Below are 12,475 nucleotides of genomic sequence, written 5' to 3' on the forward strand. Positions count from 1 at the left end.
GAATCGAGCTGGCACTGTTCACGAAAACTGATTAATCTCGCCGGGTGGAGCTCCGGCAGTTGCACTACTTCCTGACCGTCGCCGAGGAATTGCACTTCGGACGGGCGGCCGAACGACTGCACATCGTGCAGTCGGCGGTCAGTCAGCAGATCAACCGGCTGGAACGGGAGCTGGGCGTGGCGCTGTTCGATCGCACCACCCGTACCGTGCGGCTCACCGAGGCCGGGCGGCGGCTGCTCCCCCACGCCGAACAGGTCCGGGACGCGGTGACCCGGGCCCGCCGAGCTATCGACGATCTGCGCGTCGAGCGATCGGGCACCATCCGGCTGGGCACCAGCACCGGGCTGGGCACTCGGCTGGAGGCCATCCTGGTGGAATTCGCGCGATCGGCCCCGGACGCGCATCTGGAGCTGGTCAATGCCGATACCGAGGAACGGATGAAGCGGGTGCGATCGGGCGAATTGGATGCCGCGATCGTGCGCGGCGCCCGGACCGAAGCCGGCCTGGAACTGCTCCCCCTGTGGTCCGATCGGCTGGTCGCGGTCCTTCCCGCTCGCCACGATCTGGCGGTCCTGCGCGAGATCGAGCTGGCCCGGCTGGCGGAGCTTCCGTTGCGGCTGGTCGATCGCGGCCGCAACCCGGCTCTGCACGATCTGATCACCGACGCGTGCGGGCGGGCCGGCTTCACACCGACGTTCGGCCCGGAGTTCACCACGGAGCAGGACACTCTGGCCGCCATCGGTTTCGGCGCCCCCAGCTGGACGGTCTACTACGCGGCGCAGGCCGGGCAACTGTCGTTCCCGGGGGTCGTCTGGCGGCCGCTGCGCGACCCCGAGCCGGTGATGCCGAGTTATCTGGCGGTGCGCCCCGATCCCCCGCGTGCCGAACTACGAGCACTGATCGAGGCCTGCCACACCATCACCTCCTGACCACACAGCGATGCGCGGCCCCCGACCCATCGGTCGGAGGCCGCACTCGTCGATCAGGGGGTCTCACCCGCCGGCCGGGACCTCCTTCCGCCGCACCGGCGACCGGAACGTCACCCAGGCCAGCGCCGCCGCGAACACCGCGATCCCGGCGGCGGTTCCGAATGCCGCGGAGAATCCGTCGGTGAGTGCGTCCACCTCACCGATCCGATCGGCGCCTGCCACGGACGCGACCGCGGTCACCGCGGCCAGGCCCAGCGCCGATCCGATCTGATATCCGGTGTTGACCAGGCCGGAGGCCAGCCCGCCCTGCTCCGGACGGGCCGCCGAGATGGCCGTCTGCAGGGAGGGCACGAACGCCAGCGACATTCCCAGCGCGGCCAGCAGCGACCCGGGCAGCACATCGATCCAGAAGGTGCCGCCGGACCGGATGAACGACAGCCAGACCAGTCCGGCCCCCAGAACCAGCAGTCCGGTGACGACCATGGGGCGAGCACCGAAGCGCGCGAACAGTTTCGGCGATATCGCGATCATTCCGATCATGATCAGCGCCGTCATCGGCAGCAGGGCCGCACCCGACGGGAAGGCCGAATAGCCCAGGACCTGCTGCAGATACAGGTTCAGGAAGAACCACATCGGCACCCAGGCCGCGCCCAGCAGTACCTGAGCCAGATTCGCGGCACCCAGATCCGGGGCGCGGAAGATCGACAGCGGCATCAGCGGTTGCCGGCGGCGCGCCTGCAGGACCACGAATCCCGTCAGCAGGGCGACCGCGATCCCCAGTACGGCCCAGGTCGAGCCGGAACCCCATCCGACTTCGGGAGCACGCACGACCGCGAAGACGGCCGCGCCGAGTCCCAGCGTCGCGGTGGCGGCGCCCAGCACATCGACCGATCCGCCGGATTCGGACGCCCCGCCGGGGACCAGTAGCGCGGCCGCGACGACAGCCAGGATCGCGATCGGGATGTTGATGTGGAAAACCCAAGGCCACGAAGCATATTCGGTGATCAGGCCGCCGAGGAACACACCGGCGGTACCACCTGCCGGAGCGGCCGCGCCGTAGAACGCGAAGGCGGTGGTGAGCTCCTTGGGGTTGGCACCGAACAGCATCATCAGCAGCGTCAACGCGGAGGGCGCGATCAGAGCGGCACCGGCGCCCTGCACGCCCCGGCCGATCAGCTCGACCGCGGGTGAACCGGCCAGTCCGGCCACCAGCGAACCGGCGCCGAGCACGATCCACCCCGCACCGAAGACGCGGCGGGCGCCGAGGATATCGGACAGCCGGCCGCCGAGCAGGAGCAATCCGCCGAAGACGATCACGTAGGCGTTGAAGACCCAGGACAGGCCTTCCTGCGAAAAGCCGAGGGAATCCTGCATTTTCGGCAGGGCGACACCGATGATCGAGGTGTCCATGATGACCATGAACTGAGCCAGGGCGATCAGGGCCAATGCGAACCAGCGCCGCGACGGCGGCGCGGATACCCGAGTGGACATCGAAATCCTCACTCCTTGGGCGTGGGCGCATCGGTTGCGCCCGTTTGAATTTCGGACCTGTTCTGTATACCCCCTAGGGGTATCTGGAGAATACGGCGAGGTCCTGTGATTCATTTCATACCCCGAGAGGGTATCGGTACATATAGAGTGCTCGCCCGCGTGATCCGACGCGACGAGGGCCATCCATCCCATCCCCGGCGGCGCCGCGAGACTCGAGAGCGAACCCCCGGCAATGGCGACGCTGTGGATTAGCCGCTATTCCCCTGTGGCACAACCGAATCCATCTCTCGTATCCTGGGATGCCGAGCGGTGGGGGGAAAGACAGTGAAACGGTTGCTGATCTTCGTCATGGCGGCCGTCGTCGCATTCTCGGTCTACGACTACGCACGATCCCCCGGCCACATCGGCATGGTGGTGGCCGGGGGTGTGGTCATCGCGATCTGGCTGACCGCGAAGGCGATCGACTAGTCCGAGGAGTCGGCGGTCTCGTCGCGCAGCTCCAGCGGCAGACCGAACAGCGGGAACAGCCGCTCGGCGTCGAGAAAGAAATTCAGGCCGCCGATCTCCGCACCGTCGAGCTCGAGCACGGTGATCGACCAGGGCGAGTACACCCCGGGCTCCTCGGTGGGCTTGTACTGACCGAAGGCGGGAAGGCCGTTGGCACCCTCCAGCGCGACCAACCGGGAACCGCGGCAGGCCGAAGGCCCCGGCGACAGCATGAACTGCGCGACATTCTCCGGACCGGAGACCCATAGCTCGATCGGCGGCATCGACAGCGCCACATCCTGTTTCAGCAGAGATGTCAGCGCGTCCATATCGTAGGCTTCGAAGGCGCGCACGAAATCGTCGACGAGTTCGCGTTGTTTGTCGTCGGACTCGTCGTAGCCGCCCGATTCCGAGGGCTGCACCTTCGACATCGTCGCACGCGCCCGCTGCAAGGCGCTGTTCACCGAGGCGGGCGACATGGTCAGCATCTCGGCCGTCTCGCTGGCGGAGAACCGCAGCACCTCACGCATGATCAGAATCGCGCGCTGCGTGGCCGGCAGATGCTGACACGCCGCGACGAATGCCAGCCGCAGCGAATCCTTGGTGCTCGCGTGTTCGGCCGGGTCCGCGCCGAAGGCCAGGGCGTTCGGGATCGGCTCGACCCATACGTAATCCGGCTGCGGCGGCGGCAGCGGGCTGTCCGGACTCGACGGACCGGACAGATCCATCGGCCGGGCCCGCCGCTGCGGGCCGTCGAGCATATCCAGGCAGATGTTCGTGGTGATCTTGTACAGCCACGAACGCAGACTGGAGCGACCCTCGAACGTGTCGTAGGCCTTCCACGCCCGGGTGAACGTCTCCTGCACCGCATCCTCGGCCTCGAAGGAGGAGCCCAGCATGCGATAGGCGTAAGCACACAGCTCCCGCCGGTAACCCTCAAATTGCTGCAGCACGTCGTCGACGGTGCCGGCGGAGGCTTTTTCGCTCATGCGGATCACTGTGGCACAGGCCACCGACAGAAAACACCCCGAAAACCGGGGCACCGTCGCGAACCGGAAACGATGCGGCGTAATGGCGCACGAACGGCCACGCGGCGACAGCGGGCCAGGTGCGATTCCGGAGCCCTCCGGAGACGATCTCGCCGTGCGCCGGATACGACGTCCGGGCACGGCGAGATCGATTGCCCAATATTTACTTCGGCCAGGTAACTACTTCGCCGCCGCCTGCCCGTCCTCATCGGCCGGACGCGACTGCGCGTGCTCGTTGGCCCAGCGGTAGTCCGGCTTTCCGGCCGGCGAACGCTTGATCTCGTCGACGAACCACAGGCTGCGCGGCAGCTTGTAGGAGGAGATCTCGCGGGTCAGCACCGGACGCAGATCCTCGAGCGTGGGCCGGTTCTCGCTGCGGCACTGCACGACCGCGGCCACCCGCTGCCCCCAGCGCTCGTCGGGCACGCCGATCACCAGCGCGTCGAAGATCTCCGGATGACACTTGAGCGCACCCTCGACCTCTTCGGGGTAGATCTTCTCGCCACCGCTGTTGATGCTGACCGAACCGCGGCCGAGCATGGTGACGGTGCCGTCCTCCTCGACGCGGGCGAAGTCACCCGGAATCGAGTAGCGGACCCCGTTGAATTCCTTGAACGTCGCGGCGGTCTTCACCGGGTCGTTGTAGTAACCGAGCGGAATGTTGCCGGTGCGGGCCAGCACGCCGACCTGACCGGAGCCGGGAGCGACGGGATTGCCCTCGTCGTCGATCACGGCGGTGGAGGCGTCGATCTTCACCCGCGGGCCACCGGTGTGGGTGGCACCCTTGGCCGCCACCGACAGGCCGCCGAAACCGGTCTCCGAGGAGCCGATGGAGTCGGTGATCACCGTATTCGGCAGCAGCTCGATGAACTCGTCCTTGAGCGCCGGGGAGAACAGCGCCGCACTGCTGGCCATCGCCCACAGATTCGAATGCTGGTAGTCCGCACCGGTTTCCGGATCGCCCGCCTTCAGCGCGTCGAGCATCGGCCGGGCCATGGCGTCGCCGGTGATGAAGATGAGGTTCACGCCGTGGCGGTCGATCGCCTGCCAGACGCCGTGCGCGGTGAACTCGGGCAGCATGATGGTCTTGCCGCCGTCGAACAGGCCGTGGAAGGTCGCCGACTGCGAACCGCCGTGGATCATCGGCGGGATCGGATAGCGCACCATCTGCGGGCCCGCGGCGCCGGCCTTGGCCTGCTGCCATTCGTCCTCGATGGCCTCGCCGGTGACGAAGTTGATGCCACCGCCGAGCACCCGCCACCAGTCCTCCTGGCGCCACATGACGCCCTTGGGCATACCGGTGGTGCCGCCGGTGTAGATCATCATGATGTCGTCGCCCGTGCGGTCACCGAAGTCGCGTTCACCGGACGTACTCGCCAGCGCCGCTTCGTATTCCACCGAATCCGCGGGCAGATCCACCTCGGCCTCGGTACCGTCGTTCACGACGATGACCGACTTCAGCTTCGGGGAGTTCGGCCGCACCGCCGACACCTTGTCGCTGTATCGACGCTCGTGAATCAGCGCGACCATATCCGAATTGTCGAATATGTATTGCAACTCGTTCTCGACGTATCGGAAGTTCACGTTGATCATTACTGCCCGCGCCTTGAAGATCGCGACCATGGCCTCCACGGCCTCGATCGTGTTGCGCGAGTAGATGCCGACCTTGTCACCCGGTTGCACACCCTGTTCTTGCAGGTAATGCGCCAATCGGTTGGCCCGATCCTCCAGCTCGGCATAGGTCACCGAGCGGACGTCGTCGGCCAGCGCGACACGGTCCGGCACGAGGTCGATGGTGTGTTCGACAAGGTCCGCTATGTTGTAGCTCACAGGACCAAAATAGAACGTGTTCTCTCTGCTGACAAGACCTAATTAACACAGTTTACTAATTCGCCCGTACCGCCGATGGGTTTTCCGGAAAGGCGTATTCTGCGACGACGACGAGCCCGCCCGGTGGATACCGGACGGGCTCGGCCGTCGCGATCGAGAGCGCCCTGTACAGGGCAGGACGACAGGACGCCGGCCTCGATCGGCGAGACTGCCGCTACGCGGGGGCGTACCGCTCGCGCAGCGTTCGCTTGTACAACTTGCCGTTCGGATCGCGCGGCAGTTCCGGCAGATAGTCGATGCTCCTGGGCAGTTTGTACTTCGCCAGCCGCGCCGCGGCGAACTCCATCAGTTCACCGGTGAGCGCGTCGTCGCCGACCACGCCCTCGGCGGGCTGCACCACCGCCTTGACCTCCTGACCCCAATCCGGATGCGGGATACCGAAAACCGCGACATCGGCGACCTTCGGATGGGTGATCAGCTCGCCCTCGATCTCGGCCGGATAGATGTTCACACCCCCGGACAGGATCAGGTCCGAACGCCGATCGTGCAGGAACAGATAGCCGTCGGTGTCCATATGGCCGATATCGCCGACGGTGAACAGATCACCGACCCGCGCATCCTCGGTCTTGGACTTGTCCTTGTGGTACTCGAAGGTGGAGCCGCCCATCTTCATGTACACCTGGCCGATCTCGCCGGGCGGCAGTTCCGCACCGTCCTCGCCGAGCACCTTGACCACCGCGTACGGCCACGGCTTGCCGACCGATCCCGGTTTGCGCAACCACTCCGCACCCGAGATCGAGGTACCGCCACCCTCGGTGGCCGCGTAGTACTCGGTGACGACCGGACCCCACCACTCCAGCATCCTGCGCTTGGTCTCCCGCGGGCACGGTGCGGCGCCGTGGATCATGCAGCGCAACGAGGACACGTCGTAGCGTGCGCGAACCTCGTCCGGCAGCGCCAGCAGACGATGGAACTGGGTGGGAACCATATGACTGTGGGTGACCCGATGTTCGTCGATCAGCCGCAGCATCTCCTCGGGATCCCACTTGTCCATCAGAACCACCTTGTGCCCCAGTTGAATCGAGATGGAGGCGAAGTTCAGCACGGCGGTGTGATAGAGCGGGGACCCGCAGATGTGCACATGATCGTCGAGGGGCCCGATACCGAACAGGCCGAAGAATCCGGTGGCCTGGGGGCCGACCACATCCGGGTCGGCACCGGTCAGCGGTCGCCGCACACCCTTGGGACGTCCGGTGGTTCCGGAGGTGTAGAGCATCGGCGCACCGGTGGCGCGCACCGCCGGGCGGCCGGACTCCCCCGCCCCGAGGTCGGCCAGCGGCCGGAAACCGTCGACGGTGCCGACCGAATATCGGCCACTCGCAGGCACATTCGCCATCCGGGCGGCGATCGTCGCGGCGTCGGCGAAACGCTCGTCGGCGATGAACACCCGAGCCTCGCTGTCGCCGAGGATGTAGGCGACCTCCGGTCCGGTCAGATGCCAGTTGACCGCCACGATGTAGAGCCCGGCCTGGTAGGCCGCGAAGTACACCGCCAGAGCGTCGGTGGTGTTGTGCACCATCGACACCAGCACATCACCGGGCCGCAACCCGTCGGCCTGCAGACCACGCGCGATGCGATCGGCCTGCCCGGCCAGTTCCCGGTAGCTCACCGCGCGGCCCGTCGGATCGACGACCGCGATCCGCTCGGGTGTCGACGCCGCGATATTCCACAATCCCAGCTGCTGTGCCTGCTCCATCGAAGTCACTCCTCGAATTTAGAACGCGTTCTACATCTGGACAAGCGGGGCCAGGCGCTGCAGCTGCCCGATATCGCGGACCGTCACCAGCAGCATCCCGACGCCGGCGGCCTCCCAGACCTTCAGCTGCGATCGGACATGGTCCTCATCGCCGATGATCGCGGTGTCGAGGATCAGCTGATCCGGAATCACGGCCGCCGCCTCGTCCTTGCGACCGGATCGGAACAGCGCGGTGATCTCGTCGACCTCGGCGCCGTAACCCATCCGGCGATAGACCTGGGCGTGGAAATTGAGTTCCTCGGCCCCCATACCGCCGATGTAGAGCGCCATCACCGGTTTGATCCGATCGATCTCCGCGCGCGCGTCGTCGGTGATGATCACCTGACAGCTCGCCGCGATCTCGAAATCCTCCCGCGAACGCCGCGCACCCGGACGCGCGAAGCCCTCGTCGAGCCACTCGTCGTACATGCCGGCCAGCCGGGGGGTGTAGTAGATCGCCAGCCAGCCGTCGGCGATCTCGGCGGTCAGGGCCACGTTCTTCGGGCCCTCAGCCCCCAGCCAGATCGGCAGATCCGCACGTAGCGGGTGAGTTATCGGCTTCAGCGGCTTGCCGAGGCCGGTGGCGCCGGGTCCGTCGTAGGGCAGGCGGTAGTGGCTGCCGTCGCTGACCACCTTCGCCTCCCGGGCGAGTACCTGACGGATGATCCCGACGTATTCGCGGGTGCGCTGCAGCGGTTTGGCAAACGGCTGGCCATACCAGCCCTCGACCACCTGTGGACCGGAGACGCCCAGCCCGAGGATGTGCCGGCCGCCGCTGAGATGATCGAGGGTCAACGCCGCCATCGCGGTCGCGGTGGGCGTGCGCGCGGACAACTGCACCACGGAGGTGCCCAGCCGCACCCGATTCGTCGACGATCCCCACCACGCGAGCGGGGTGAAGGCATCCGAACCCCACGACTCCGCGGCGAAGACGGCGTCGAAGCCGACCTCCTCGGCCGCGACGACCAACTCCGCCGCGTTCGGCGGCGGAGCGGCGCCCCAATACCCGAGCTGCAACCCGAATCGCATCATCGACTCCTTTCGCCGGACCCCGTCGCCGGACGGCCTTTCCCTGGTAACTCTTGCCACCAGAATAAGAACCTGTTCTACTCGATATCGTGACCAATGGGAACACCATGACCGGCGCAATCGCGAAAGGCAGCGGTCCGGAAGCGGAACCCGCCCCCGAGGTACTCAGCGCCGAACTACGAATGAAGTTCGACTACACCCGATCGGTCGGACCGACCATCGGCCGGTTCCTGACCGGGCTGCGCGAGGGCCGGATCGTCGGCGTCCGCGGCAGCGACGGCCGGGTGATCGTGCCGCCGGCGGAATTCGATCCGGTGACCACGAAGCCGCTGAGCGATTTCGTCGACGTCTCGGATGTCGGGACCGTGCAGAGCTGGAGCTGGGTCGCCGACCCGCTCCCCGGCCAGCCCTTCGACCGCCCCTTCGCCTGGGCGCTGGTGACATTCGACGGCGCCGATACCGCACTGCTACACGCCTTGGACGTGTCCTCGCCCGACGACGTGCACACCGGGATGCGGGTGCGGGTGCGCTGGGCCGCCGAACGCACCGGCAGCATCCACGACATCGCATGCGTCGAGCCCGGCGAGACCTCCGCCGCGCCGAGCGATTCCCCCGCAGGCGAGCCGGTTACCGGGATAATCACCCCGATCGACCTGCGCTACAAGCACACCGCGGCGCCCACCGAGACCAAGTACCTGAAGGGCCTGGCCGAGGGGCGGCTGCTCGGTGGTCGCGCGGATGCCGACAGCAAGGTCTACTTCCCCGCTCGCGGTGCCGATCCGATCGACGGTCGGCCTACCGACGAGATGATCGAGGTGTCCGATACCGGCACCATCACCACCTTCTGCATCGTCAACGTGCCGTTCATGGGCCAGAAGATCAAGCCGCCGTTCGTGGCCGCCTATGTTCTGCTCGACGGCTCCGATATTCCGGTGCTGCACCGGGTGCTGGGTTGCGATGCCGCCGACGTTCGCATGGGCATGCGGGTCAAAGCTGTGTGGAAGCCACGCGAGGAGTGGGGCTACACGCTGGAGAATGTGGACCACTTCGAGCCCAACGGCGAGCCGGACGCGGATTACGACAGCTACCGGCACCACCTCTAGGAGCTGAAAGACCTTGAGCGACAACGCAACAGATATCGCGGTGGTGGGCTTCGCCCACGCACCGCATGTCCGTGAAACCTACGGCACCACCAACGGTGTCGAAATGCTGGTGCCGTGCTTCCAGCAGCTGTACGACACGTTGAACATCGGCGTGTCCGATATCGGCTTCTGGTGCTCGGGCTCATCGGATTACCTCGCCGGACGCGCCTTTTCGTTCATCTCCGCGATCGACTCGATCGGGGCCGTGCCGCCGATCAACGAGTCGCACGTCGAGATGGACGCCGCGTGGGCACTGTACGAGGCGTGGGTGAAACTCCGCTCCGGACAGGTGGATACGGCGCTGGTGTACGGCTTCGGCAAGGCCTCGGCCGGCACGCTGCGGCAGGTGCTGACGCTGCAGATGGACCCGTACCTGGTGGCCCCGCTGTGGCCCGACGCCGTATCGGTGGCCGGCCTGCAAGCGCGCGCCGGACTGGACGCCGGACACTGGACCGAGCGCGATATGGCCGCGGTCTCGGCCGCCGATGACGCCGAGATCGAAAAGCGGCTCGCGGCACCGTATGTCGCGAATCCACTGCGCGAACACGACATCGCGCCGATCACCGATGGCGCGGCCGCGATCGTGCTCGCCAGGGGCGACAGGGCTCGCGAGTTGTGCGAGCGGCCGGCCTGGCTGACCGGTATGGCGCACCGTATCGACACCCCGGTCATCGGTGCCCGCGATCTGACCACCTCCCCATCGACCGCGGCCGCGGCGAAGGCGGTCACCGGCGGCGACACCAGCGGTTTCGATATCGCCGAACTGCACGCCACCTACAGCCACGAGCAACTGATCCTGAAGCAGGCCATCGGCCTCGGCGAGTCCACCCGCATCAACCCCTCGGGTGGTGCGCTGGCGGGCAATCCGATGTTCTCCGCCGGTCTGGAGCGAATCGGCTACGCGGCCGACGCAATCATCAACGGCACCGCCGACCGAGCCCTCGCGCACGCCAGCAGTGGTCCGGCGTTGCAGCAGAACCTGGTGGCAATTCTGGAGGGACGATGACGAACCAAGCTGCCGTAATCGGCACGGGTCAAACCCATCACGTGACGAAACGGTCCGATGTCTCGATGGCCGGTATGTGCCGTGAGGCCATCGACCGCGCGCTCGAAGATGCCGACCTGACCATGGACGATATCGACGCGGTCATCGTCGGCAAGGCGCCGGACCTCTTCGAGGGCTCCATGATGCCCGAACTGTTCATGGCAGATGCCTTGGGCGCCACCGGAAAACCGCTGCTGCGGGTGCACACGGCCGGTTCGGTGGGCGGTTCGACCGGTGTGGTCGCCGCCAACCACGTCCAGGCCGGGGTGTACAAGCGGGTGCTGGCGGTCTGCTGGGAGAAGCAGTCCGAATCGAATGCCATGTGGGCACTGTCGAATCCGGTGCCGTTCACCATGCCGGTGGGCGCCGGCGCCGGCGGGTACTTCGCACCCCATGTGCGCGCCTACATCCGCCGCGCCAACGCTCCCCTGCACATCGGCGCCATGGTCGCGGTGAAGGATCGGCGCAACGGCGCCAAGAACCCCTTCGCCCACCTGCATCAGCCCGACATCACGATGGAATCGGTGCTGGCGTCCCAAATGCTGTGGGACCCGGTCCGTTTCGACGAGACCTGCCCGTCCTCCGACGGCGCCTGTGCCATCATCATCGGTGACGAGGAGGCCGCCAAGGCCGTGGAGGCGTCGGGTAAGAAGGTCGCCTGGGTGCACGGCACCGCCATGCGCACCGAACCGCTGGCCTACTCCGGTCGCGATCAGGTGAGTCCGCAGGCCGGCCGGGACGCCGCGGCGGCGCTGTGGGAACAGGCCGGAATCACCAATCCGCTCGAGGAGATCGACGCGGCCGAGATCTACGTGCCGTTCTCCTGGTTCGAGCCGATGTGGCTGGAGAATCTGGGCTTCGCCGCCGAGGGCGAGGGCTGGAAACTGGTCGACGCGCGCGAAACCGAGATCGGCGGGAAGCTGCCGGTGAACCCGTCGGGCGGCGTGCTGAGCTCCAATCCGATCGGCGCTTCCGGAATGATCCGGTTCGCCGAAGCCGCCAAGCAGGTAATGGGCCGGGCCGGCGATTACCAAGTCGAGGGTGCGCGAAAAGCATTGGGCCACGCCTACGGCGGCGGATCGCAGTACTTCTCGATGTGGGTGGTGGGCTCCGAACCACGGTGAGGCGCAATTCCGACGGTAATTCCGAGCCTCCGGAACCCGGCGGAAAGCACATTTGCAATTCCATCAGCAAATTCACCGATACCGCCGAGCCGGGAGTTATGACATGACCACCACGACCACCGAGCATCCGGCGCGCATCGCCGGGCGCGCATCGCAGTCCGCGGTGCGCGCCCGGGACAAGAACGCCTGGTTGGCGCTGTTCGCCGCAGACGGCATCGTCGAGGATCCGATCGGGCCCTCGGTCTTCGATCCCGACGGCGTCGGACATCGTGGTCACGAGGCCATCGCCGCGTTCTGGGACAAGGCGATCGCCCCAACCGAATCGATCGAATTCGTCTTCGGCGATTCCTTCGCCTGCGGCCGGGAGGTCGCCTTCACCGGGTTGATCCGCACCCGGCTGGGCGGCCATGTCATCGATGCCGAGGGCGTGTTCACCTACAAGGTCGACGAGGCCGGAAAAATCGTCGCACTGCGGGCCTTCTGGGAGACCGACCGCGCGATGGCGACCATGCGGAAGCAGAGCGGCCTTTCCGGGGAGGCAAGCCCTACCGGTTAGGCGCCGTACACACAGGAAGG

General features: G+C 66.6%; 11 protein-coding genes. 6 read left to right on the forward strand and 5 right to left on the reverse strand.

The window, feature by feature from the left end:
• The first annotated feature begins 44 nt into the window (after nt 1-44).
• A complete protein-coding gene (locus tag LKD76_RS29385; RefSeq protein WP_227984629.1) occupies nt 45-929 on the forward strand; it encodes a LysR family transcriptional regulator in 885 nt (294 codons plus the stop codon).
• Nucleotides 930-992: 63 nt separating this feature from the next.
• On the opposite strand, the gene LKD76_RS29390 is transcribed toward LKD76_RS29385, so the two are convergent.
• Nucleotides 993-2,420, reverse strand: coding sequence for an MFS transporter (locus LKD76_RS29390; protein ID WP_227984630.1), 1,428 nt, complete (start codon nt 2,418-2,420; stop codon nt 993-995).
• Between the two features lie 324 nt (nt 2,421-2,744).
• Between LKD76_RS29390 and LKD76_RS29395 the strand changes: the two genes are divergently transcribed.
• Nucleotides 2,745-2,888: a hypothetical protein gene (locus LKD76_RS29395; RefSeq protein WP_227984631.1), complete on the forward strand. Its 144-nt coding sequence runs from the start codon at nt 2,745-2,747 to the stop codon at nt 2,886-2,888.
• Here LKD76_RS29395 and LKD76_RS29400 read toward each other — a convergent pair.
• The 4 genes from LKD76_RS29400 to LKD76_RS29415 form a co-directional block, all read right to left on the reverse strand.
• Nucleotides 2,885-3,895: a sigma-70 family RNA polymerase sigma factor gene (locus LKD76_RS29400; RefSeq protein ID WP_227984632.1), complete on the reverse strand. Its 1,011-nt coding sequence runs from the start codon at nt 3,893-3,895 to the stop codon at nt 2,885-2,887. The genes LKD76_RS29395 and LKD76_RS29400 overlap by 4 nt on opposite strands.
• 219 nt (nt 3,896-4,114) lie before the next feature.
• Complete coding sequence (locus LKD76_RS29405) at nt 4,115-5,764, reverse strand: acyl-CoA synthetase (RefSeq protein ID WP_227984633.1); 1,650 nt, start codon at nt 5,762-5,764, stop codon at nt 4,115-4,117.
• Between the two features lie 214 nt (nt 5,765-5,978).
• Nucleotides 5,979-7,520 (reverse strand): acyl-CoA synthetase, encoded by a 1,542-nt coding sequence (locus LKD76_RS29410; protein WP_227984634.1) that lies wholly within the window; start codon nt 7,518-7,520, stop codon nt 5,979-5,981.
• 30 nt (nt 7,521-7,550) lie between these two features.
• Nucleotides 7,551-8,588 (reverse strand): LLM class F420-dependent oxidoreductase, encoded by a 1,038-nt coding sequence (locus tag LKD76_RS29415; protein WP_227985456.1) that lies wholly within the window; start codon nt 8,586-8,588, stop codon nt 7,551-7,553.
• Between the two features lie 107 nt (nt 8,589-8,695).
• Between LKD76_RS29415 and LKD76_RS29420 the strand changes: the two genes are divergently transcribed.
• The 4 genes from LKD76_RS29420 (at nt 8,696) to LKD76_RS29435 (ending at nt 12,455) form a co-directional block, all read left to right on the forward strand.
• Nucleotides 8,696-9,691 carry a Zn-ribbon domain-containing OB-fold protein gene (locus LKD76_RS29420; protein ID WP_227985457.1) on the forward strand — a complete coding sequence of 332 codons (996 nt, stop codon included), beginning with the start codon at nt 8,696-8,698 and terminating at the stop codon, nt 9,689-9,691.
• Between the two features lie 13 nt (nt 9,692-9,704).
• Nucleotides 9,705-10,736, forward strand: a complete 1,032-nt coding sequence (locus tag LKD76_RS29425) for a thiolase family protein (protein WP_227984635.1) — start codon at nt 9,705-9,707, stop codon at nt 10,734-10,736.
• A complete protein-coding gene (locus tag LKD76_RS29430; protein ID WP_227984636.1) occupies nt 10,733-11,899 on the forward strand; it encodes a thiolase family protein in 1,167 nt (388 codons plus the stop codon). Before LKD76_RS29425 ends, LKD76_RS29430 begins: the two co-directional genes overlap by 4 nt.
• A 103-nt stretch (nt 11,900-12,002) precedes the next feature.
• Entirely contained in the window at nt 12,003-12,455 is a 453-nt protein-coding gene (locus tag LKD76_RS29435; RefSeq protein ID WP_227984637.1) for a nuclear transport factor 2 family protein, read from the forward strand.
• The last annotated feature ends 20 nt before the right edge of the window (nt 12,456-12,475 follow it).

Source organism: Nocardia spumae, from assembly GCF_020733635.1.
Classification (GTDB): Bacteria; Actinomycetota; Actinomycetes; order Mycobacteriales; family Mycobacteriaceae; genus Nocardia; species Nocardia spumae.